Raw genomic sequence first — 23,006 nt, forward strand, 5'->3', positions numbered from 1 at the left:
GAGCGACGTCAGTCGCGAAGTGGCCTTCCCGGTAAAGCCCCCTCGCGACTGACGCCGCTCCTACACGGGAACGGGACGGCCGCCGCGCTCAGCTGCGCAGCAGCTGCGGCAGCCACAGCGACAGCTGCGGGAAGAAGGCCACCACCAGCAGCACGCCCAGCCCGGCGAACCAGAACGGCCAGATCGTGCGCATGCTCTCGCCGACACTGATCTTGCCGATGGCGGTGCCGATGAACAGCACCGAGCCCACCGGCGGCGTCACCAGGCCCAGGCCGCCGGTCAGCACCAGCACCAGGCCGAAGTGGATCGGGTCGATGCCGTAGGCGCGCGCCACCGGCAGGAAGATCGGCGTGCAGATCAGGATCATCGGCGCCAGGTCCATGAAGGTGCCCAGCAGCAGCAGCATCACCACGATCATCAGCAGCACCATCGTCTTGCTGTGCGCGAACGACTGCAGGAACTCCACCGCGGCCGACGGCACCTGCAGGTAGGCCAGCAGCCAGCCGAACACGGCGGCGGTGGCGATCACGAACAGGATCACGCCGGTGCTGCGCGCGGCATGGGTCACCGTCTCCAGGAACTCGCGCAGCCGCAGCTGGCGGTACAGCACCGTGGTCACCAGCAACGCATAGACCACGGCGATGGCCGCGCTCTCGACCGCGGTGAAGATGCCGGCGCGGATGCCGATGAAGATCAGCGCCACCAGCCCCAGCCCGGGCAACGCCGAGACCAGCCGCAGCAGCACCACGCGGATCCCGGGAAACACTTCCACGCCGTAGCCGCGGCGGCGCGCCACCACGTAACCGGTGACCATCAGCGCCGCGGTCATCAGCAGCGCCGGCACGATGCCGGCGGCGAACAGGTCGGCGATGGACAGCCCGCCGCCGGCCGCGGCCGAGAACAGGATCAGGTTGTGCGAGGGCGGCACGAGAAGCGCGACCAGGGCGGCGGTGATGCTGACGTTGACCGCGAAGTCGCGGTCGTAGCCGCGCTTGACCATCTGCGGGATCATCGTGCCGCCCACCGCGGAGACGTCGGCGATGGCCGAACCGGACACGCCGCCGAAGAACAGCGAGGACAGGATCGACACCTGGCCCAGGCCGCCGCGCATGCGCCCGACCAGCGACGAGGCCAGCGCGATCAGGCGCTCGGAGATGCCGCCGCGCATCATGATCTCGCCGGCGAAGATGAACAGCGGAATGGCGATCAGCGAGGCCGAGCCGGTGCCGGCCGAGACCTGCTGCACCAGCACGATGCTGGGCAGGTCCAGGTACAGCAGCGTGGCCAGCGCCGCGGCGGCCAGCGCGTAGGCCACCGGCACGCCGATCAGCAGCAGGATCGCGAAGACGGCGAACAGGATTGCGATACCCATGGCTCAGCGGACTCCTTCGGCAGCGGCCGGGCGCAGCGACAGCACCAGCCGGTTCAATGCGAAAACCGCCATCAGCGCGCCGCCCACGCACAGCGGCAGGTAGTTGATGCTCTGCGGCATCGGCGCGCCGGCGGCCTTGATGTGCAGGCCGTCGACCAGCAGGATCGCCGCCCAGTACGCCAGCACCGCACCGATGGCGGCGATCACCAGCGGCACGATCGTGTCGATGCAGCGGCGCACGCCCGGCCTGACGTGGTCGTGCAGCAGGTAGAAGCCGAAATGGCGGTTGGTATACACGCCGGCGGCCGCGCCCAGGCTCATCGCCGTGCTCAGCAGCAGCAGCGTGACCGGCTCGGTCCAGCTGGGCGAGTCGTTGATGACGTAGCGGGCGAACACCTGCCAGGCCTGCACCACCACCAGCCCCAGCAGGGCGGCCACGGCGGTATGGATGGCGACGTCGGCGAGCACGGCCAGCAGCCGCTGGACGCCGGTCGGCGCGGGAGTGTGGGTCGTTTGGGACATTCGCGTCGGGCCTCAGGCGAAGTCGCGGATGCGACGGTGCAGGGATGCGATTCCGGGCTGGCCGAGGTACTGCTCCAGCAGCGGCCGGGCCGCTTCGCGGAAGGCCGGCATGTCGACCTCGTTGGATTTCACGCCGTAGTCGGCCACCGCCTGGCGCGCGGCATTTTCCGAAGCGTCCCAGCGCTCGCGCATGACCCCGACCGAGGCGCGCGCGGTCTCCAGCAGCAGCTGGCGGTCGGACGGGGCCAGCGCATCGAAGCTGCGGCGCGACATCAGCAGCACGTCCGGCGCGTACGAATGCTCGCTCTGCGACCAGTAGTGCGCGGCCTCGAAGTGGCGGCTGGAATGGAAGCTGCGCATGTTGTTCTCGGCGCCGTCGATCATGTGCGTCTCCATGCCGGAGAAGGTGTCGCCCAGCGACATCGGCGTCGGATTGGCACCGAGCAGGCGCATCAGCTGGATGAAGATGTCCGAGTTGGCCACGCGCAGCTTCAGCCCGTGCAGGTCCTGCGGCGAGACGATCGGGTGCTTGGTGTTGTAGAAGCAGCGCGCGCCCGAGTCGTAGATCGCCAGCCCCACCAGGTCGCGGCTCCCGAAGCCGGCCAGTACCGCCTCGGCGACGCCGCCGTCGAGCGCGCGGCGCATGTGCGCCACCGAGTCGAACACGTACGGCAGGCACAGCGCCTGGGTCAGCGGGAACGCGTTGTTGAGCGCGCCGGAATAGACCCGGGTGATGTCGATGGCGCCGAAGCGCGCCATGTCGATCGCCTCGGATTCGCGCCCGAGCTGGCCGGAATGGTACTGGCGCAGCTTCACCCGGCCGCCGGTCTCGCGTTCCAGGGTCTCGCCGATCCACTGCACCGCGGTGACGGTGGGATAGTCGGCCACGTGCACGTCGGTGGCGGTCAGCACGTGGCGGCCGGCGCCGGCCGCATCGCGGCCCGAACAGGCCGACAGCAGCGGTGCCGACAGCGCCGCGATGCCCCCGGCCAGAAAACCTCTTCGAGTAACCATCTGCGCCCTCCCGCGCGGTTCCTGTCGTGGCCGCGGCGGATCAGCCGGCGGCCACGGCCCTGCAAACGATCTCGCCATGGCCGCCGAAGCGGACCTGCGCCTGCTCGCCCACGGCGATGTCGTGGATGCCGGTGGCGTTGCCGGTGGCGATCAGCTCGCCCCGCTTCAGCGGCCGGCCGCGCCGCGCCGAACGGCCCAGAGCAAAGGCATACGCCGCGCGCAGGCCTCCCGGCAACAGGCAGGCGCCGCCGCTGCCGACCCGGCGGCCTTCGATCAGCGTCTCGGCCCGCAGCGCCGATTCGTCCAGCGTCTGCCAGCCGGGGATTTCCGGCCCCAGGATCAGGCCGTTGTTGTTGCCGAAGTCGGAAACCACCACCCGCGGGCCGAGCTGGTTGATCGTCGCCAGCGGGCTGCTGGCCACTTCCACGCCGATGAACAGGGTGGCCGGCAACTGTGCGGCTTCCTCCGGCGTCCAGTGCAGCTTGTCGGCCGGGGCATCGGCGTCGAGCCGCAGCACGTATTCGGCCTCTACCGCGGCGAAACCGCCGGCATAGACCGGGATATCGACGATGGCACCGGTAGCATTCCAGAGCTTGCGCGAGAAGATCGGTCCCAGCAGGCGCTCGTCGCCGGAATGGTCGCGGCGCTCGGCGGCGATGTAGCCGACCTTCCAGCCGACCACGCGGTCGTCCCATTGGGCGATCGCCAGATCCTGCACCCCGTAGGCGGCCTGCAGATCTTCGGGAATCCGGCCGGGAAATTCCGGCAATGAACGGCCCTGCTGGCGGGCGCTGACGAATTGCCGGGCGATTTCAGCCGCGTCGGCCGGCGGCAGTTCCTGTTTGCCTTGATCGTTGCTCAAGCGCATCTCCTGGGTGTCTTGTTGCACTGCCCATCGACAGTAGCTGGAAAGGCTGTATATGGTAAACCGGTGTCATTGGCAATGTGCGCTGCGACAGAACCGTTCCCTGCCGCGCCGCCCTGCCCCGCGCCACGCCCGGAAACCCGATGATCGCCACCCTGCTTTCCACCGGCCTGCGGGCCACCCTGCTGGCCCTGGCCCTGTGCGGCCCGGCCATGGCCACCCCGACGTCCGATGCCGATGGCAGCGACGGCGCCTGCCTGCCGCTGTGGCCGGGCGGGCTCGCCCCCGGCGACGAACGCTTGCCGGAGCCGCTGCGGATCGTCGAGCGCAGCCACGACCCGCGGCTGCCGGACCGCTACGCCGAGCGCATCAGCGAACCGTGCATGACCGTGCACCGGCCGGCCCGGCCCAGCGGGGTCGCACTGCTGGTGATGCCCGGCGGCGGCTACCAGCGGGTGGTGCTGGACAAGGAAGGCAGCGCACTGCTGCCGGCGTTCGTCGACCAGGGCGGGACGACGCTGTTCGTGCTGCGCTACCGGCTGCCGGGGGAAGGCCACCGCGACCGCGACGCCGCGCTGGCCGACGCCCAGCGCGCGCTGCGGCTGATCCGGGCCGGCGCCGGGCGCTGGGGGATCGATCCGCGGCGGGTGGGGACGATGGGTTTCTCCGCCGGCGGCCATCTCGCCGCGCGCCTGGGCACCGGCTTCGCGCGGCAGCTGCATCCACCGCTGGACGCGGCCGACCGGCTCGATGCCCGCCCCGATTTCCAGTTGCTGGTGTACCCGGTGATCGACCTGGAAGGGCCGGACGCGCATCCGGGCTCGCGCCGGCAACTGCTTGGGGATGATCCGCCAATCGACGATGTTCGCCGCTATTCGATGCAAAACAACGTCGAATCGAGCACTCCGCCCACTTTCCTGCTGCATGCCCAGGACGACGCGGCGGTCCCGGTCGGCAACAGCCTGCTGTTCTACCAGGCACTGCAGCGCGCCGGAGTGCCGGCGCAGATGCACCTGTTCCCGCGCGGCGGCCACGGCTTCGGCGTGCGCGGCACCGCCGGCCTGACCGTGGCGGCGTGGCCACGACTGGCGCTGGACTGGATCCACGCCCTGCCCATGGAGTGACACCGATGCCCAAGCCCCTGTCCCACCCCGTCCCGGCCACTGCCGGACTGCCCGACGATGGCGGCCGCCGCGACTTCCTGCTGACCGCCGCCCGGCTGGGCGCCGGATTGGCCGTGGCCGCCTCGCCGCTGGTCCACGCCGCGCCGGCGACGTCGCTGGCGCGCACCCGCAGCGGCCGCATCGGCGGCCAGCGCGAGCAGGGCATCCACGTCTTCCGCGGCATCCCCTATGGCGCCGATACCGCCGCGCGCCGCTTCCGGCCGGCACTGCGCGAAACCGCCTGGCGCGGCGTGCGCGACGCACTGGACTACGGCAGCGCCGCGCCGCAGACCGGCCGCGACGGTCCCGGCAGCGAGGACTGCCTGTACCTCAACGTCTGGACCCCGGCGCTGCGCGACGGCGGACGACGGCCGGTGCTGGTCTACATCCACGGCGGCGGCTACAACAACGGCTCCGGCGCCGACCCGCTGTACGACGGCGGCAACCTGTGCCGGCGCGGCGACGTGGTGGTGGTCACCGTCAACCACCGCCTCAACCTGTTCGGCTACCTGTACCTGGCGCAGCTGGGCGGGCCGGCGCTGGCCGATTCGGGCAACGTCGGCCAGCTCGACCTGGTGCAGGCGCTGCACTGGGTGCGCGAGCACGCCGCCGAGTTCGGCGGCGACGCCGGCAACGTCACTGTGTTCGGCCAGTCCGGCGGCGGCGCCAAGATCGCCACGCTGATGGCGATGCCGGCGGCGAAGGGACTGTTCCACCGCGCCTGGACCATGAGCGGGCAGCAGGTGACCGCGGCCGGTCCGCGCGCGGCCACCCAGCGCGCGCGGCTGGTGCTGGAACACCTGGGCGTGCGTGACGCCGGGGCGCTGCTCGCGCTGCCGGCGCAGCAGTTGCTGGAAGCCACCCGCGTGCGCGATCCGTCGCCGGTGGAGGACACCGGCCTGTACCTGGGGCCGGTGCTGGATGCGCGGTCGCTGCCGGTGCATCCGTTCTGGCCGCAGGCGCCGGCGCAGTCGGCCGGGATCCCGCTGGTGATCGGCAACACCCGCGACGAGACCCGCGCCTTCCTCGGCAACGACCCGGACAACTTCGCGCTGGACTGGGAGGAATTGCCGGCGAAGCTGGAGGCCCAGCAATACGTCGACCTGCTGCCGTCGGTGGTGATCGCCGAATACCGGCGGCTGTACCCGCACTACACCCCGACGGAGGTGTTCTTCGCCGCCACCACCGCCGGCCGCTCGTGGCGCGGCGCGGTCGAGGAACTGGAGGCGCGCGCGCGCCAGCCGGCCGCCGCCGCGCCGACCTGGGCCTACCAGCTGGACTGGTACGACCGCGGCGGCGAAGCGGACCGGCTGCGCGCTTTCCACACGCTCGACATCCCGCTGGTGTTCGACAACCACCGCCAGCCCGGTTCGCGCACCGGCGACGGCGGCGAGGCGCAACGCATGGCCGGGGCCATGAGCGATGCGCTGCTGGCGTTCGCCCGCCACGGCGACCCCAACCACCCCGGCATCCCGCGCTGGGAACCGTATTCGCTGCCGCGGCGGCAGACGCTGCTGTTCGACGCGCCGGCCACGCTGACCGACGACCCGCGCGGCGGCGAGCGCCGCCTCTATCGGCAGGCGCCCTTCGTCCAGCGCGGCACGTTCTGAAGAAGCCGGCGATGCGGCCGCTCCTCTTCCGCATCGCGCCGGACGCGCGTTCGCCGCGCCGGCGAACAGGGAGCCGGTACCACGACGGAGGCCATCGCATCGATGCGATGGCATATGGCATGCGCTGCGGCGCCATGCGGCGATGCCATTTCATCGCCGCGCCCTTCCCGCGGATACGCGGAACAGGCCGTTAACCGCCATGACCTAAACTCGGGCCATGAACGACGATGTCCTGCAGTTCCCCGACTTCCCGGGCCGCGAGACGCTGGTGGCGCGGATCGACGCGGCGGTGGCGCCCGGCGATCCGGAGCAGGTGGTCGCGGCGTTGCGGCGCACCCTCACCGAGCTGATCGACGACCCGCAGGTGCGACTGCCCGATTGCGTGCGCCGGCCGCGCGCCGAGCGCTACGCCCGCCGCGAGCTGTACCGCAGCCCGGAGCACGGCTACAGCGTGGTGGCGATGAGCTGGGCGCCGGGCCAGGGCACGCCGCTGCACGACCACAGCGGGCTGTGGTGCGTGGACGGCGTCTGGCAGGGCCGGTTGCAGGTCACCCAGTACGCGCTGCTGGAACGCAGCGGCGACCGCGCCCGCTTCCGCCCCGCCAGCACCGTGGCCGCCGCCCGCGGCAGCGCCGGCAGCCTGATCCCGCCGCACGAGTACCACATCCTGCACAACGCCAGCGACGACGCCCTGGCGGTATCGGTGCACGTCTACCAGGCGGCGATGGAGCGCTGCGCGATCTTCCTGCCCGAACGCGACGACTGGTACCGCTGCCAGGAGCGGCAGCTGCAGACCGAAGCCGATTGCTGAACGCTGCACCGGGCCGGCGACGGCATGCACTGGCCGCCTGCGAAGGAACGGCAGCGGGCATCGCACGCGATGCCTTGGCGACCCGCCACGCGCAGGATCAGCGCTTGCCGCCCACTTCGATGAAGCGCAGGAATTCGGCGCGGGTGCGCGCGTCCTCGCGGAAGCTGCCGAGCATCTTCGAGGTGACCATGCTGACGCCGCGCTTGTGGATGCCGCGGGTGGTCATGCACTCGTGCGCGCCTTCCACCACCACGCCCACGCCCAGCGGCTGCAGCACGTCCTGGATGCACTGGGCGATCTGCGCGGTCATCTTCTCCTGCACCTGGAAGCGGCGCGCATAGGCCTCGACCACGCGCGCCAGCTTGGAGATGCCCACCACCTTGCCGGCCGGCAGGTAGCCCACGTGCACGCGGCCGATGATCGGCGCCATGTGGTGCTCGCAGTGGCTTTCGTACTCGATGTCGCGCAGCACGATCAGCTCGTCGTAGCCGGCCACTTCCTCGAAGGTGCGCTCCAGGTAGCCGCGCGGGTCCTCGCGGTAGCCGCTGAACCAGTCGCCATAGGCCTCGGCCACCCGCCGCGGGGTATCCAGCAGGCCCTCGCGGGCCGGGTCCTCGCCGGCCCAGCGCAACAGCGTGCGCACGGCGTCCTCGGCCTGGGCCTGGGTGACGGGCGGGTTCTTGGAATCGGCCATGACGGACTGCGCCTGTATTGCGGGGGGCGCCATGCTACCAGCCGGACCCGGCCGGGGCATGTCCGGCCGCTACAGCGCGGGCGCGGCCATCGGCCCGGTTGCGCGCTGCCACCGTGCTGCGCGGCATCCGTGCGGCAGCGGGATGGCGGTTTGTCCGGCACAATCGGCGCTTCGTCTACCAAGGAGCGTCTCCATGCGCCGACTGCCCGCCTGCAGCACCCTCGCCCTGGCCCTTGCCCTGGGGTTGGCCGCCTGTTCCCCGCAGCCGTCCGGCGGCGACGCCGCCGGCACCGCCCAGCAGGCGGAGAGCGAATCCGAGCGCCTGAACGCCTGGTTCGAGAGCCAGTACGAGGAACTGCTGCAGTTCAGCCCGACGCAGCTGACCTTCCTTGGCCGCAAGGAGCTCAACGACCAGCTCGACGACATGTCCGAGGCCGGCATCGACAAGCGCCTGGCCTGGCTCGAGGCATCGGTGAAGGAGATGGAATCCAGCTTCGACCGCGACAAGCTGGATCCGGAAGCGCAGCTGTCCTGGGAGCTGTGGAAGCGCCAGTACCAAAGCGAGCGCGACGGCCGGCTGTTCCTGGGCAACCGCTACCCGTTCGACCAGATGAGCGGCATCCACAGCATGGCGCCGACCTTCCTGATCAACTTCCACAAGGTCGACGACGAGAAGGACTACCTGGCCTACGTCTCGCGCCTGCAGAAGCTGCCGGTGCTGTTCGACCAGCTGCTCGAGCGCGCCCGCGCCTCCGCCGCGCAGGGCATCCGCCCGCCGCGGTTCGCCTACGAGGGCGTGATCGAGCAGTCGCGCAAGGTGGTCGGCGGCGCGCCGTTCGACGACGGCAAGGACAGCGCGCTGTGGGCCGACGCCCAGGCCAAGGCCGACGCACTGGCGGAAAAGGGCGCCGTCACCGCCGAACGCGCCGCCGAGTTGAAGCAGCAGGCGCGCGACGCGCTGCTGCAGAACGTCGCACCCGCCTATGCGCGCGTGCTCGCCTTCGCCGAGGAGGAACTGCCCAAGGCCGCCGTCGACGCCTCCGGCGTGGGCAGCACCCAGGCCAACGGCGCCGACTACTACGCCTACCAGCTGCGCGAGAACACCACCACCGCGATGAGCGCCGACGAGATCCACCAGCTCGGCCTGTCCGAAGTGGCGCGGCTGCGCGGCGAGATGGAAGCGCTGATGCGGCAGGTGGAGTTCAAGGGCGACCTGCAGGCGTTCTTCAGGTTCCTCGACAGCGACCCGCGCTTCCGCTTCGCCAACACCGACGAGGGCCGCCAGGGCTACATCGACGCGGCCACCGCCGCCATCGACAACATCAAGCAGCACCTGCCCGAATACTTCGGCCTGCTGCCCAAGGCCGACCTGGTGGTGCGCCGGGTGGAAGCCTTCCGCGAGCAGGACGGCGCCGCCCAGCACTACTACCCCGGTACCCCGGACGGCTCGCGCGCCGGCATCTACTACGCGCACCTGTCGGACATGAAGGCGATGCCGAAGACCGAACTGGAGGTGATCGCCTACCACGAGGGCCTGCCCGGCCACCACATGCAGATCTCCATCGCCCAGGAGCTGACCGGCGTGCCGACCTTCCGCACCCAGCAGTTCACCACCGCCTACACCGAGGGCTGGGGCCTGTACTCGGAATGGCTGGCCAAGGAGATGCCCGGCACCTACCAGGACCCGTATTCGGAGTACGGCCGGCTGATGTCGGAGATGTGGCGCGCGATCCGCCTGGTGGTGGACACCGGCCTGCACGCCAAGGGCTGGACCGAGCAGCAGGCGGTGGACTACTTCCGCCAGAACAGCTCCATCCCGCAGGCCGCCATCCAGTCCGAAGTGCGGCGCTACCTGGTCAATCCCGGCCAGGCCACCGCCTACAAGATCGGCATGATCAAGATCCAGCAGCTGCGCGCCAAGGCCGAGGCCGAGCTGGGCGAGGCCTTCGACATCCGCGGCTTCCACGACGCCGTGCTCGGCGGCGGCGCCATGCCGCTGGACCTGCTGGAACAGCGTGTGGACCGCTGGATCGCCGACAAGAAGGCGGGCTGAGGCGGCCGCCAGGCGTCTTCCGCCACCGCCGCGCAACGCAGAAGGGCCGGGTCGATACCCGGCCCTTCTGCGTTGCGGGCGGTTTGCACCGCGCCCTTTCATGTAATACCGTAAGTTACATGAAACGCGACAGCAAACTGTCCTCGGTGCTGCACGTGCTGCTGCACATGGCCCAGCATGGCCGCCCGCTGACCTCCGAGGTGCTGGCCGGCTACCTGGACACCCACCCGGTGGTGGTGCGGCGGGTGCTGTCGCGCCTGCGCGAGTGCGGCTACGTCGCGTCCAGCAAGGGCCATGGCGGCGGCTGGACCCTCGCCTGCGACCTGCATGCGGTGACCCTGCTGGACGTCTACCACGCCGTGGGCGAGCCGACCGTCTTTGCCATGGGCCATCGCATCGAGCAGCCCGAATGCCTGGTCGAGCAGGCGGTGAACGAAGCCCTGGACGACGCCTTCCGCCGCGCCGAGGCGCTGCTGGTCGAGCGCCTGGGCCGCGTCACCCTCGCCGACCTGGCCGCCTCGTTCGGCCGCCGCATGCGGCGTCGATCCCAACATCCCTGCGGGAGCAAGGACCATGCAGCGCAATGAACCGTCCGATACCTTCGATGCCGTCGTCGTCGGCGGCAGCTACGCGGGGCTCTCCGCGGCCATGATGCTGGCGCGCGCGCGCCAGCGCGTGCTGGTCATCGACGCCGGCGTGCGCCGCAACCGCTTCGCCGCCGCCGCGCACGGCCTGATCGGCCAGGACGGGCGCCCGCCCGAAGCGATCGCCGCCGACGCCCGCGCACAGGTGCTGGCCTACCCCAACGTGCGCTGGCAGCAGGCCAGCGCCACCCATGCCGACGGCGGGATCGACCGCTTCGTCGTCGCGGACGACAGCGGCGCGCGCTGGAACGCCCGCCGCCTGGTCCTGGCCACCGGCGTGGAGGACGAGCTGCCGCCGATCGAGGGCCTGCAGCCGCGCTGGGGCCGCAGCGTGTTCCACTGCCCCTACTGCCACGGCTACGAACTGGAGCGCGGCCGCATCGGCGTCATCGCCGTCGGCGAACTCTCCATGCACCACGCGCTGATGCTGCCCGACTGGGGCACCACCACGTTCCTGACCAACCAGGCGTTCACGCCGGACGCGGCGCAGCAGGCGGCGCTCGCCGCGCGCCAGGTCGCGGTCGAGCCGGCGCGGATCGCACGGGTCAGCGACGTCGCGACGGTCGAACTGGAAGACGGCCGCCGGATCGCGTTCGACGGCCTGTTCGTCGCCACCCGGACCCGGGTCAACAGCCCGCTGGCGCACGCACTGGGATGCGAGTTCGAGTACGGCCCGCTGGGCGCGTTCATCCGCACCGACGCCGCCAAGGCCACCAGCGTGCCCGGCGTGTTCGCCTGCGGCGATGCCGCGCGCGGCGCCCACAGCGTGGCGTTCGCCGTGGGCGATGGCGCCCAGGCCGGCGCTTCGGCGCACCGCACCCTGCTGTTCGGATGAGCGCGCCCTCCTAGGCGCAGCGCGCTCAGCGCACCAGTGCGCTCCTGGCCTGCTCGTCGGCGCCACGCGCCAGCTCCTGCTGCCGTTGCAGGTCCTGCTGCTGGTGAACCTCCTGGGTGGCGGCCTCCAGCTTCCGGTCCGAGGCTTCCACCGGCGTCTGCTTGGCCTGTTCGATGTCGAACGGTACGCGCTTGCTGGCCGGATCGTCGATGCTGCCTTGGACGAGGAAGGCGTAGCCCTTCGTGCCGACGACGAAATGGTCGATGCGGGAGAGCTCCGCTTCCTTCAATGCCCCGTCCTGGCGCTGTGGATACAGCTGCCGGCTCGTATCGCGGTTGTCCCAGCTGGCGGCGAGCGCCGCGCGGCAGAATCGTTCCCGCTCCTGCTCGTTGCCGAAGCCGATCTGGCCCTTCTCCTCGGCTTCCCGCACCAGCTCGCGAATGCGCAGCAACGGCTTGTGGCCGATGTGGCCGGGGGAATCCGGCGCCAGGTCATGCGCGGCCGTGGCATCGACCGCCTGCGTCGGTGCGGTGCGTACGATCCGTGACTCCTGCGACGGCCCGGCTTCGCGCGGCGCCTGGGTCCGCACGTCCCGTTCCGGCGCGGTGGCGGCTTCGGCCGGCCGCCCGGACGAAGGTTGGGGCGGGGCGACTTCGCCATGCCCGCGTGCGCGCACGTCGTCCAATGCGCGAAGCACGTCCTGGGTGCTCGTCACCGCCACGATGCGGCCAACATCCCCGGCATCGGCCTGAAGATGGGCGATGGGGCTGTCGGCGGCGATCTGGTTCTGCGCATTGGGCTGCAACTGGGTCATGCCGCCCGGCGCCAGGCCGTGTTCCTGGCGCGTGCGCTGCGTGGCCAGGATCACTGCTTCCTGCCAATCGGGTTTCAGCTCCGTGCCGGAGAGGCGGTATTGGTACAGCACCGCTTCGCGTTGCCGCGTCTCGTCCGTCGCATCGCGCCCGGGCATCGCCGCCATCGCCTCGGCGTGCCGGGCCAGGGCCGGTTGCAGCGCGGTGCGGGTGGCTTCCAGTTCCAGGGCGGTATTGCCCTGCGCCGTTTCGTCGTCGTGCCGCCATTGCCCCTGCGCATCGCGTCGGTACTGCCGGCCGTTCGCGGCCTGCAGGGTGTCCGGGTCGAGCGCGGTATGCACGGCCTGGGGCATTTCGCCGAAATCCCTCCAGCCGTTGCGGCGGTAGGCCTGCTGGTAGTCGGCGGCGATGGCGGCCGGGCCACTGGCGATGTTCGCCTCGATCACCGACGTCCCCCCGGTTTTGAGTAGCACGGCGATTTGGAGTCCAATCCCCAACGAGACGGAGATTGGACGTGAAGAAGCGCTTTTCCGAAGAGCAGATCATCGGCTTCCTGCGTGAAGCCGAAGCCGGCGTGGCGGTGAAGGACCTGTGCCGCCGGCACGGCTTCAGCGAAGCCTCGTACTACCTGTGGCGCAGCAAGTTCGGCGGCATGAGCGTGCCGGAGGCCAAGCGGCTCAAGGAGCTGGAGGCGGAGAACACCCGGCTGAAGAAGCTGCTGGCCGAGCAGATGTTCGAGAACGACGTGATCAAGGACGCCCTGCGAAAAAAGTGGTGACCGCACCGGCCAGGCGCGAGCTGGTGCGGCATCTGGTGGGCAAGGGACTGAGCGAGCGACGATCGCTGGCGGTGGTGCGCATGAGCGCCAGCGCCTACCGCTATGCGCCGCGTCCGGACCGCAATGTCGAACTGCGGGCGCGGATCCTGGCGCTGGCGCAGCGGCACAAACGCTACGGCGTCGGGATGATCCACCTCAAACTCAGGCAAGCGGGGCTGCTCGTGAACTACAAGCGCGTTGAACGGCTGTATCAGGAAGCGAGGCTGCAGGTGCGGCGGCGCAAGCGCAAGAAGATATTGCCGGGCGAGCGCCAGCCGCTGGTGCGGCCGAGTGAGGCCAATCAGGTGTGGTCGATGGACTTCGTGTTCGACCGCACCGCCGACGGGCGCGCCATCAAGTGCCTGACGATCGTCGATGACGCCACCCACGAAGCGGTCGCGATCGAGGTGGAGCGTGCGATCTCAGGACTTGGCGTGACGCGCGTGCTCGACCGTCTGGCGCGCTCGCGCGGGCTGCCGCAGGTGATCCGCACCGACAACGGCAAGGAGTTCTGCGGCAAGGCGATGGTCGCCTGGGCGCACGCGCGTGGCGTGCAGTTGCGCCTGATCCAACCGGGCAAGCCGAACCAGAACGCCTACGTCGAGTCGTTCAACGGCCGCCTGCGCGACGAGTGCCTCAACGAACACTGGTTCACCCACCTGCTGCACGCCCGGACCGTCATCGAAACCTGGCGCCGGGAATACAACGAGGAGCGGCCAAAGAAGGCATTGGGCGGGCTGACACCGAGCGCCTACGCGAAGCAACTGGCATCGGCTACCATCCACCCCGGACTCTAAATCGCCCCGCTACTGAAAGCGGGGGGACGTCGCGTTTCCACCGAACTCGTCTAACGCCCTCCGAGCCAATCCCCCTTTTCCCGCGCCGGGTTGCCCACCGAGGATGATGGCCCTGGGGAATTCCTGTGGTGTTGCACTCGTGAAATTTGGATCGGCCAATACTTTTTCACGAAAGATGCGGTCATATGCATCCTTCGGCAGCCTATCCGAATTATTTTCCATGACTGGCGCCTATCGCAGGAAATTCAAAATAATCCAAAAGATTCTTGCTTTTCCAGTTTCCGTACGAGCTGGCATGAAACATCAAGATGTCTTTCTCCTTGGCCCGAGCAACCCTTTCCACATCTCCACTTGCCTCGGCCAATTTCAATTCATCCTGAGCTTCAAATATGAAGGTTTCCAATGCACCTTCCAAGGCCCAGATGGCCTGCTCCAATACAGGCGTTCCTTTGAGTGGGTTGGAAACCACTCTATTCAAGTCTTTTTGAAGCGTCTGGAGATGTTCTGGATAGTCCTTGAGCATCTCCCGCAACCCCTCGGGGATGGGAGGCTCTGACTTCTGCATGCCCAGCTGGGAGTGGTCGTCTGTGGTCATGGCAACCTCTTGAGGGGATGGTTGTGCCGGGCGCGGCAGATCGGGCTTGCGCTTTTCCTGGACCGGGAGCCCCTCCGGCGGCAACGGTCCAAGCTCGCGCACGGTTCTGGCATTGATGATGGATACGTCGCGCAGCAGTTGCAGGTCGTGCAGCACATCGCGGCGGCATGACGAGGCGGAATCGGGAGCGTTTCGGTCTTTGCTCATGGCTAGGGGGAGACGGGATGACCAAGGCTGTTCAACGGCAAGAATAGTCCTTCCAGGCTACCCGGCGGAATGATGACTCGGGAAAGCCCTTGTGACGTTGCCTGTGCGAAATCGGGGATGGACAGCATCTCGGGTTCTCGTCCAACACTCGCCGCCCCCCATTCTCCGCGCCAGTTTGCCCACCGAGGACGATGGCCTTCGTGAAATCAGGGCCAGTCAATACTTTTTCACGAAAAATGCGGTCATATGCTTCCTCCGGCAGCCTATCCGAATCATTCGTCATGACTGGCGCCTATCGCAGGAAATTCAAAATAATCCAAAAGATTCTTGCTTTTCCAGTTTCCGTACGAGCTGGCATGAAACATCAGGATGTCTTTTTCCTTGGCCCGAGCAATCCTTTCCGCATTTCCACTTGCCTCGGCCAATTTCAATTCATCCCGAGCTTCAAACATGAAGGTTTCCAATCGACCCTCAAGTGCCCAAATAGCCCGCTCAAGAGGTGGGGTATTCGAGGGCTTCGCCATAACGGTGACCAATGCCTCCTGCAAGCGTTCGATATGGTCCGGATAGTCCTTGAGCATCTCCCGCAACCCCTCGGGGATGGGAGGCTCTGACTTCTGCATGCCCAGCTGGGAGTGGTCGTCTGTGGTCATGGCAACCTCTTGAGGGGATGGTTGTTTCGGGCGCGGCGGATCGGACTTTCGCTTTTCCTGGACCGGGCCGTCCCGCAAGAATGATTGCTTTCGGAAGCTCCTGCGGGGTTGCATGCAAATAATCCTTTCGAGCCAACACTTGCTCACGAAAATACGCTCGCAAATGTCCGCCGGAAGCTTATCCTGCCACACTCCACAAGAGCCTCCTTATTTTATTCCATCAAAATAATCGTCGAAATTCCTCATCCCCCATATCGTCCCCGCCATACGACCATGGAGCATCAGATTTTCTTTCTCCTTGGCTCGAGCAATTCTTTCTGCATCTCCACTTGCCTCGGCCAATTTCAATTCATCCCGAGCTTCAAACATGAAGGTTTCCAATCGACCCTCAAGTGCCCAAACAGCCCGCTCAAGAGGTGGGGTATTCGAGGGCTTCGCCATAACGGTGACCAGCGCCTCCTGCAACCGTTCGATATGGCCCGGATAGTCTTTGAGCATTTCGCACAGGCCTTCAGGAACAGGCGGTGTCGTCTTCCGCATGTCCGACCGAGAGTAATCGTCTGGAGTCATGGCAACCTCTTGAGGGGATGGCGGGGCCGGGCGCGGCAGATCGGGCTTGCGCTTTCCCTGGACAGGGAACCCCTCCGGCGGCAACGGCCCAAGCTCGCGCACGGTTATCGTATCCAGGCTTGCCGGCAGCGTCTTGTAGATCGCATCGCGCGCGCCTTCAGGGACGTAGCGGCCATGACCTTCCATATCGTAAACAGGCATTCGTCGATTACGGCGCACCGGTGGCGGCCGCCACTCCGTTGCGCGCCAGCGCGACGGCGTCCGCGCCTGCCGGGAAATGCAGCGTGCCGGTGGCATCCGTCGCCGCCCGCCATACCGCCTCGGCCACGTCGGACTCGCGCGTCACCGCGGCCACCTGCGTCAGCGCTGCGAACGCGCCCTGCGCGTAGGGCGCGTACGGCTCGGGTATCAGTCCGCGCATCCGCTGTTCGCCGTTGGCGGTGAAGCGCGTGGTCGGCGCGTAGCCGGGTTCGACCAGCTTCACCGCGATCCCGAATGCGCCCAGTTCGTGCGCGAGCGAAGCGGTGAAGCCATCGATGGCGGTCTTGCTCGCGGTGTAGGCCGCCACCAGTGGCATCGGCGCCAGCGTCGCGCTGGAGGTGACGTTGACGATCGTGCCCGCGCGCCGGCGGCGGAACTGCGGAATCACCGCCTGCGCCATCGCCATCGTGCCGAAGGTGTTGGTCTCGAACACCTCGCGCACCGTCGCCATCGGCGTGGCCTCGAACGCGCCGAACAGGCCGACGCCGGCGTTGTTGACCAGCACGTCGATCGGACCGCTGGCCTCCAGCGCCGCGGCGATGCTGTCGGCACGGGTGACGTCCAGCGCCAGCAGGCGCATGCGCTCGTCGTCCGGCAGCAGCCCGGCGCGGGGCGTACGCATGGTGGCGATCACGCGCCAGCCCTGGGCGTGGAAGTGGCAGGCGGTTTCCAGGCCGTAGCCGGACGAACAGCCGGTGATGAGGACGGTTTTCATGGTGAGGACTCCGTGGGTTGATCCGGGGTCCACGATAGGCCAGCATTTCCGGACTCTCTACGCAGTAGAGTCCATTATTAGTTTGCGAGAGTCCGGCCATGAGCGATCCCCTCTCCGACGTCGTACGGCTGCTGCGGCCCCGCGCGGTGTTCTCCAAGGGCATCGGCGGCGCCGGTCGCTGGACGGTGCGCTATTCCGAGTTCGGCGAACCGAGCTTCTGCGCGGTGCTGCAAGGCAGCTGCCGGCTGGCGGTCGACGGCCACCCGCCGCTCGCCCTGGAAGCAGGCGACTTCGTGCTGCTGCCGGCGACGCCGGGCTTCACCCTGTCGGGCCTGGAACCGGCGACGCCCACGCGGATCGACCCGAAGCAGGCGCCCGCACCCACCGCCGAGATCCGCCACGGCACCCAGGACGGGCCGCCCGACGTCCGCCTGCTCGGCGGCTGGTTCCTGTTCGACGCCCCCGACCCCGCCCTGCTGGCATCGCTGCTGCCGACAGTGGCGCACGTGCGCGGCGCCGGCCGGCTGTCGCAGCTGGTCACGCTGCTGGGCGAGGAAGCGGGCACCGACAGGCCGGGACGCGAGGTCGTGCTCACGCGCCTGGTGGAGCTGTTGCTGGTGGAAACGCTGCGTTCGGCATCGGAGCGGGAGGCACCGGCCGGGCTGCTGCGCGGCCTGGCCGATGCGCGCCTGGCACCGGCCTTGCGGCAATTGCACGAACAGCCTGCCCATCCGTGGACCGTCGCACGGCTGGCAGGCACCGCGGCGCTGTCGCGTTCGGCGTTCTTCGACCGCTTCGCGCGCACCGTGGGCATGCCGCCGATGGAATACCTGCAGACCTGGCGCATGGCCCTGGCCCGGGACCTGCTGCGCCACGGCGACGTCGGCATCGCCGAGACCGCCGAACGGGTGGGCTACGGCTCGGCGAGCACCTTCAGCACCGCCTTCCGCAGGCATATCGGCTGCCCGCCGGGCCGCTACCTGCGCGAACGCCGGCAAGGAGCATCCCCGGCCTGACGGTTACGGCGCCGTCGTCGCTCCCCTCCTGCATTCACCAAGGTTCGATGGAATGCGGACGCACCTGCTGTCGTCCTGTCCGGCATGAAGCCTGCGCGTGGCGCGATGCGCGGCCATCGCCCCGGGAGGCACCAGGCAGACACCGCGGCGGTTCGGCAATCCGTGCCGTTGCATGGCATCGGCCAGCGATCCCGTCGCTGCCCCGCCGGCCAGCGCGCGATGCCGATGGCCCGGGTGGCGCGATGCGCATCGAACCGCAGGCAACCATGCCTTCGATACACATGACATTCGCGACACGCGCATTGCACGTTGCGATCACGATGCAGGTTCCAGGCTAGACGACCATCCGTGCCCAGGAGTCCGCCATGGCCAGCAAGACGCCAGCCACCGCCTCGCCCAGCAAGCGCACCGCCCGCAAGACCGCCTCCGCCTCCGCGAAGAAACAGGCCCCCGCCGACAGCCGCGGCCAGGGCGACGAACTGCAGCAGCACGCCGGCGGCACCCATCCGGTGCTGACCACCAACCAGGGCATTCCGGTCAGCGACAACCAGAATTCGCTCAGGGCCGGGCCGCGCGGTCCGACCCTGCTGGAGGACTTCGTCCTCCGCGAGAAGATCACCCACTTCGACCACGAGCGCATCCCCGAGCGCATCGTCCACGCCCGCGGCAGCGCCGCGCACGGCACGTTCGTGCTGAAGAAGTCGCTGGCCCGCTACACCACCGCCAGGCTGCTCACCGAGGTCGGCGAGAAGACCCCGGTGTTCACCCGCTTCTCCACCGTCGCCGGCGGCGCCGGCTCGGTCGACACCCCGCGCGACGTGCGCGGCTTCGCGGTCAAGTTCTACACCCAGGAAGGCAACTGGGACCTGGTCGGCAACAACATCCCGGTGTTCTTCATCCAGGACGCGATGAAGTTCCCCGACGTGGTGCACTCGGTGAAGATGGAGCCCGACCGCGCCTTCCCGCAGGCCGGCAGCGCACACGACACCTTCTGGGACTTCGTGTCGCTGACGCCCGAGACCATGCACATGATCATGTGGGCGATGAGCGACCGCACCATCCCGCGCTCGCTGCGCACCCTCGAGGGCTTCGGCGTGCACTCGTTCCGCCTGCTCGACGCCAAAGGCCGCAGCACCTTCGTCAAGTTCCACTGGCGCCCGCTGCTGGGCATCCAGTCCACCGTCTGGGACGAGGCGGTCAAGCTGCAGGCCGCCGACAACGACTTCCACCGCCGCGACCTGTTCGAGGCCATCCAGTCCGGCAACTTCCCGGCCTGGGACCTGGCGGTGCAGCTGTTCACCGAGGAGGAGGCGGAGAAATTCCCGTTCGACCACCTCGACCCGACCAAGCTGATTCCCGAGGAGCTGGTGCCGCTGCAGGTGATCGGGCGCATGACCCTGGACCGCTGGCCGGACAACTTCTTCGCCGAGACCGAACAGGTGGCCTTCTGCCCGGCCAACATCGTGCCCGGCATCGACTTCAGCAACGACCCGCTGCTGCAGGGCCGGCTGTTCTCCTACCTGGACACCCAGCTCTCGCGGCTGGGCGGGCCGAACTTCCACCAGATCCCGATCAACGCGCCCAAGTGCCCGTTCGCCAACCTGCAGCGCGACGGCCACATGCAGATGCAGGTGCCCAGGGGCCGGGTGAACTACGAGCCCAGCTCGCTGCAGGCCGACAGCCCGCGCGCCACGCCCGCCGGCTTCCGCAGCCACGCCACCGTCGACGACGGCGCCAAGGGCCGCGTGCGCCCGGAGAGCTTCGCCGACCACTACAGCCAGGCGCGGCTGTTCTTCCGCAGCCAGAGCGCGCCGGAACAGGCGCACATCGCCAGCGCGCTGGTGTTCGAGCTGTCCAAGGTCGAGACCGCCCACGTGCGCGAGGCCATCGTCGGCCACCTGCGCCACATCGACGAATCGCTGGCCCGCCGCGTCGCCGACGGCCTGGGCCTGGACAAGCTGCCGCCCGCGCCCGAGGCGAAGGTGAAACCGCGCGACATGCCGCCCTCACCGGCGCTGCGCATCATCGACCGCATGAAGCCCACGCTGGAAGGCCGCAGCGTCGGCATCCTGATCGACGACGGCTCCGATGCGGCCACGCTCAAGACGCTGCACAAGGCCGCCGAAGGCGCGGGCGCGACGGTCAGGATCGTCGCCCCGAAACTGGGCGGGGCCAGGCTGTCCGACGGCAAGCGCCAGCCCGCCGACGGCCAGCTCGCCGGCACCCCGTCGGTCGTGTTCGACGCGGTGGCCGTGGTGCTCTCGGCCGAGGCCGGCAAGAACCTCGCGAAGGAAGCGGCCGCCGTCGATTTCGTCCGCGACGCCTTCGGCCACCTCAAGGCCATCGCCTTCGATGCCGGCGCCCAGGCCGTGCTCAAGGCCGGCGGCATCGGCAAGGATGCCGGCGTGGTCGACGCCGCCGACACCCGGGCCTTCATCGAAGCGGCCAAGACCCGGCAATGGGGCCGGGAGAAGAAGGTGCGGACGCTGGCGTAGGCCGCTCGATGCCGCAGGACGCAGGCCCGGCATGCCGGGCCTGCGCCCGACTGCCCCGCCGACAGCGGGTTGCGCGCGAACCGGCCGGGCCGTTGGCCGCGTCATGAACCGGTCCGGGCCGTATCGCTGCCCGCCAGCGGCGGATGGCCTGTCCCCGTCATCGCAGGCTCATTCCATCCGGGCGGCGTGCCCGGCTCCGTTGCCTTCGGCGGCGCCTCGCCAAGCGCGATCCGCATCGCCGTGACACGGGCCGTGCGGGCCGCACGCACGGGTACACGGCATGAAGCCGCATGCACCGCCCAGGCTCCCGTCCTCGGTTGGTCGCTCAGCCCGCGTCCCGGAACGCGCGCACGTGTTCGACCAGCGCGCGCAGCTTCGGCGGCTGGTTGTGGCGGTTGGGGAAGTACAGGTAGAAGCCGGGGAACGGCGGCAGGTAATCCTGCAGCAACGGCACCAGCGCGCCGCTGTCCAGCCAGGGGCGGAACGTCTCCTCGATGCCGAAGGTGATGCCGCCGCCGGCCAGCGCGGTGCGCAGCATCAGCAGCATGTCGTTGGTGGTGACCTGCGGGTTCACCGCCACGTCGAACGCGCGGCCGTCCTCGACGTATTCCCAGCGATAGGGCGCCACGCCCGGCGCCGGCCGCCAGCCGATGCAGCGGTGCGCGGCCAGCTCGCGCGGATGCGTCGGCTCACCGTGCCGCGCGAGGTAGGCCGGCGCGGCCACGGTGACCTCGCGCTGCGGCCCGGTGAGCGGCACCGCCACCATGTCCTGCTCGATCACCTCGCCCAGGCGCACGCCGGCATCGAAGCCGGCGGCGACGATGTCGAACTCCCCGTCGGTGACGGTCACGTCCAGGACGATCCCGGGATGGGCCTCGACGAAGGTCGCCACCAGCGGCCCGGACAGGAAGCGCTCGGCGATCGAGGTGACGGCGACCCGCAGCAGGCCGCGCGGCGGGCCATCGTCGACCGCCGCGTCCAGTGCCGCGCCCAGCGTGGACAGCGGTTGCGCCACCTGCCGGTGCAGGCGCTCGCCGGCCTCGGTCAGGCGCACGCTGCGGGTGGAACGCTGCACCAGCGCCACGCCCAGCCCGTCCTCCAGCCGGCGGATGCCCTGGCTGACCGCCGAGCGGGTGACGCCGAGCCGGTCGGCGGCGGCGCGGAAGTTGTGCGCCTGGGCCACGGCCAGGAACACGCGCAGCAGGTTGAGGTCCAGGTCGGTCTGCATTGGTTAGCGAGTCTAACCAATGCGTCCAGCATGCGCGGGATTCTCTCGACAGGGAGCGGCGCCTACCGTGGTTTCCGGCCCCACGCACCGGAAACCCCGTCATGCCGCCCCGCTTCCCGCCCTCCCTGCCGCGTCACCACGCTCGGAGCGTCGTCCTCGCCTCCACACTGGCCGACGCCGGGCCGGCGATGCCGGAACCGGCCCCCTACCTGGGCATGTGGGTCACCGACGACGGCCGCATCCGCCATGAGCTGCTGGCCAACGGCCGCTGCGACGAGGCCCGCGGCCGCCGGCAGAGCGCCTGCCGGGGCCGCTGCGCGATCGCCGGCCACCGCATCGACTACGTGGACGACACCGGCTTCAGCGCCGACGGCGAGTTCGTCGATGGCGTGCTGTACCACGCCGGCATGGGGCTGCGCCGTGAGCGGCCCGCCGGCGGGCAGACCATCGCGCCGCGCGATGACGCCTGAGCGTCGCGTCCGCTCCCCGTTCCCTTCATCCATCCGAGGAATCCCGACATGAGCAACATCCAGGGCAAGGTCGTATTGATCACCGGCGCCAGCAGCGGCATCGGCGAGGCCGTGGCGAAAGTGCTGGCCGCACGCGGCGCGCGCGTGGTGCTGGGCGCCCGCCGCGGCGAGCGGCTGCAACGGCTGGCCGACGCGATCGCCGCCGCCGGCGGCACCGCGGTGGCGCGCACGCTGGACGTGACCGACCGCGCCGACGTGCAGGCCTTCGCCGGCCACGCGCTCGAGCGCTTCGGCCGCATCGACGCGATCGTCAACAACGCCGGGGTGATGCCGTTGTCGCCGCTGGCCGCGCTGAAGGTCGACGAATGGGACCGCATGATCGACGTCAACATCCGCGGCGTGCTGCACGGCATCGCCGCGGTGCTGCCGGCGATGCAGGCCCAGGGCAGCGGCCACGTCGTCAACATCGCCTCGATCGGCGGGCTGTACGTGATGCCCACCGCCGCGGTGTACTGCGCCACCAAGTACGCGGTGCGCGCGATCTCCGATGGCCTGCGCCAGGAAAGCGACACGATCCGGGTGACCTGCGTCTATCCCGGCGTGGTCGAGTCGGAGCTGGCCGACACCATCACCGATGCCGGAACCGCCGAGGCGATCCGCGACTTCCGCAAGGTCGCGCTCAAGCCCGAGGCGATCGCCAACGCCATCGCGCACGCCATCGGCCAGCCGGCCGACGTCGACACCACCGACATCGTGGTGCGCCCGCTGGCGCACCCGGCATGAGCGC

23 protein-coding genes are annotated in these 23,006 nt (G+C 69.3%); 11 read left to right on the forward strand and 12 right to left on the reverse strand.

The features are described 5' to 3' along the window. Positions 1-88: 88 nt before the first annotated feature. Genes OK345_RS11375 through OK345_RS11390 form a run of 4 tightly spaced genes read right to left on the reverse strand, consistent with a single transcriptional unit; the run spans position 89 to position 3,770 of the window. A complete protein-coding gene (locus tag OK345_RS11375; protein ID WP_265128095.1) occupies positions 89-1,372 on the reverse strand; it encodes a TRAP transporter large permease in 1,284 nt (427 codons plus the stop codon). Between the two features lie 3 nt (positions 1,373-1,375). Then, the gene (locus OK345_RS11380; RefSeq protein WP_265128096.1) at positions 1,376-1,894 is read right to left on the reverse strand and encodes a TRAP transporter small permease; all 519 of its coding nucleotides are present in this window, start codon (positions 1,892-1,894) and stop codon (positions 1,376-1,378) included. A gap of 12 nt (positions 1,895-1,906) precedes the next feature. Then, positions 1,907-2,908 (reverse strand): TRAP transporter substrate-binding protein, encoded by a 1,002-nt coding sequence (locus OK345_RS11385; protein WP_265128097.1) that lies wholly within the window; start codon positions 2,906-2,908, stop codon positions 1,907-1,909. A 40-nt stretch (positions 2,909-2,948) separates the two neighbouring features. After that, positions 2,949-3,770: a 2-keto-4-pentenoate hydratase gene (locus OK345_RS11390; RefSeq protein ID WP_265128098.1), complete on the reverse strand. Its 822-nt coding sequence runs from the start codon at positions 3,768-3,770 to the stop codon at positions 2,949-2,951. A gap of 146 nt (positions 3,771-3,916) precedes the next feature. Between OK345_RS11390 and OK345_RS11395 the strand changes: the two genes are divergently transcribed. The 3 genes from OK345_RS11395 to OK345_RS11405 all read left to right on the forward strand — a co-directional run bounded on the left by OK345_RS11395 (position 3,917) and on the right by OK345_RS11405 (position 7,357). Then, a complete protein-coding gene (locus OK345_RS11395; protein ID WP_265128099.1) occupies positions 3,917-4,897 on the forward strand; it encodes an alpha/beta hydrolase in 981 nt (326 codons plus the stop codon). Between the two features lie 5 nt (positions 4,898-4,902). Next, complete coding sequence (locus OK345_RS11400) at positions 4,903-6,546, forward strand: carboxylesterase/lipase family protein (RefSeq protein ID WP_265128100.1); 1,644 nt, start codon at positions 4,903-4,905, stop codon at positions 6,544-6,546. 217 nt (positions 6,547-6,763) lie between these two features. Further along, positions 6,764-7,357, forward strand: coding sequence for a cysteine dioxygenase family protein (locus OK345_RS11405; protein WP_265128101.1), 594 nt, complete (start codon positions 6,764-6,766; stop codon positions 7,355-7,357). A gap of 97 nt (positions 7,358-7,454) precedes the next feature. Here the strand turns inward: OK345_RS11405 and folE are convergent, their stop codons facing one another. Beyond that, a complete protein-coding gene (folE, locus tag OK345_RS11410; protein ID WP_265128102.1) occupies positions 7,455-8,051 on the reverse strand; it encodes a GTP cyclohydrolase I FolE in 597 nt (198 codons plus the stop codon). Between the two features lie 193 nt (positions 8,052-8,244). Here folE and OK345_RS11415 point away from each other — a divergent pair, with 193 nt between their 5' ends. From OK345_RS11415 to OK345_RS11425, 3 genes are all read left to right on the forward strand, one after another. Then, entirely contained in the window at positions 8,245-10,104 is a 1,860-nt protein-coding gene (locus OK345_RS11415) for a DUF885 domain-containing protein (protein ID WP_265128103.1), read from the forward strand. Between the two features lie 119 nt (positions 10,105-10,223). Continuing rightward, entirely contained in the window at positions 10,224-10,691 is a 468-nt protein-coding gene (locus OK345_RS11420) for an Rrf2 family transcriptional regulator (protein ID WP_265128104.1), read from the forward strand. After that, positions 10,678-11,583, forward strand: coding sequence for an NAD(P)/FAD-dependent oxidoreductase (locus tag OK345_RS11425; RefSeq protein ID WP_265128105.1), 906 nt, complete (start codon positions 10,678-10,680; stop codon positions 11,581-11,583). The genes OK345_RS11420 and OK345_RS11425 overlap by 14 nt, the downstream gene beginning before the upstream one ends. Before the next feature lie 25 nt (positions 11,584-11,608). On the opposite strand, the gene OK345_RS11430 is transcribed toward OK345_RS11425, so the two are convergent. Then, complete coding sequence (locus OK345_RS11430; protein WP_265128106.1) at positions 11,609-12,868, reverse strand: XVIPCD domain-containing protein; 1,260 nt, start codon at positions 12,866-12,868, stop codon at positions 11,609-11,611. Positions 12,869-12,909: 41 nt separating this feature from the next. Between OK345_RS11430 and OK345_RS11435 the strand changes: the two genes are divergently transcribed. Beyond that, positions 12,910-14,009 (forward strand): IS3 family transposase gene (locus OK345_RS11435; RefSeq protein WP_265128107.1). Its coding sequence is split into 2 segments (ribosomal slippage): positions 12,910-13,168 and positions 13,168-14,009, totalling 1,101 coding nucleotides; the frame shifts between segments, so codons are not numbered across the junction. A gap of 9 nt (positions 14,010-14,018) precedes the next feature. Here the strand turns inward: OK345_RS11435 and OK345_RS17760 are convergent. From OK345_RS17760 to OK345_RS11455, 5 genes are all read right to left on the reverse strand, one after another. Beyond that, a complete protein-coding gene (locus OK345_RS17760) occupies positions 14,019-14,231 on the reverse strand; it encodes a zeta toxin family protein (RefSeq protein WP_425510966.1) in 213 nt (70 codons plus the stop codon). Then, positions 14,221-14,811, reverse strand: coding sequence for a hypothetical protein (locus OK345_RS11440; RefSeq protein WP_265128108.1), 591 nt, complete (start codon positions 14,809-14,811; stop codon positions 14,221-14,223). Before OK345_RS11440 ends, OK345_RS17760 begins: the two co-directional genes overlap by 11 nt. 272 nt (positions 14,812-15,083) lie before the next feature. Then, entirely contained in the window at positions 15,084-15,464 is a 381-nt protein-coding gene (locus tag OK345_RS11445; protein WP_265128109.1) for a hypothetical protein, read from the reverse strand. A 207-nt stretch (positions 15,465-15,671) separates the two neighbouring features. Then, positions 15,672-16,235 (reverse strand): hypothetical protein, encoded by a 564-nt coding sequence (locus OK345_RS11450; RefSeq protein ID WP_265128110.1) that lies wholly within the window; start codon positions 16,233-16,235, stop codon positions 15,672-15,674. Positions 16,236-16,242: 7 nt separating this feature from the next. Beyond that, positions 16,243-17,010 carry an SDR family oxidoreductase gene (locus OK345_RS11455; protein WP_265128111.1) on the reverse strand — a complete coding sequence of 256 codons (768 nt, stop codon included), beginning with the start codon at positions 17,008-17,010 and terminating at the stop codon, positions 16,243-16,245. 98 nt (positions 17,011-17,108) lie between these two features. Here OK345_RS11455 and OK345_RS11460 point away from each other — a divergent pair, with 98 nt between their 5' ends. Continuing rightward, positions 17,109-18,026 (forward strand): AraC family transcriptional regulator, encoded by a 918-nt coding sequence (locus OK345_RS11460; RefSeq protein WP_265128112.1) that lies wholly within the window; start codon positions 17,109-17,111, stop codon positions 18,024-18,026. 365 nt (positions 18,027-18,391) lie between these two features. Beyond that, complete coding sequence (locus tag OK345_RS11465; protein ID WP_265128113.1) at positions 18,392-20,521, forward strand: catalase; 2,130 nt, start codon at positions 18,392-18,394, stop codon at positions 20,519-20,521. Between the two features lie 325 nt (positions 20,522-20,846). On the opposite strand, the gene OK345_RS11470 is transcribed toward OK345_RS11465, so the two are convergent. Then, positions 20,847-21,749: a LysR family transcriptional regulator gene (locus OK345_RS11470; RefSeq protein WP_265128114.1), complete on the reverse strand. Its 903-nt coding sequence runs from the start codon at positions 21,747-21,749 to the stop codon at positions 20,847-20,849. Positions 21,750-21,850: 101 nt separating this feature from the next. On the opposite strand from OK345_RS11470, the gene OK345_RS11475 reads away from it, so the two are divergent. Next, positions 21,851-22,219: an Atu4866 domain-containing protein gene (locus OK345_RS11475; RefSeq protein ID WP_265155037.1), complete on the forward strand. Its 369-nt coding sequence runs from the start codon at positions 21,851-21,853 to the stop codon at positions 22,217-22,219. A gap of 48 nt (positions 22,220-22,267) precedes the next feature. Next, positions 22,268-23,002: an SDR family oxidoreductase gene (locus OK345_RS11480; RefSeq protein WP_265128115.1), complete on the forward strand. Its 735-nt coding sequence runs from the start codon at positions 22,268-22,270 to the stop codon at positions 23,000-23,002. Positions 23,003-23,006 lie beyond the last annotated feature (4 nt).

Origin of the sequence: Xanthomonas chitinilytica (assembly GCF_026107455.2) — a bacterium.
Classification (GTDB): domain Bacteria; phylum Pseudomonadota; class Gammaproteobacteria; order Xanthomonadales; family Xanthomonadaceae; genus Stenotrophomonas; species Stenotrophomonas chitinilytica.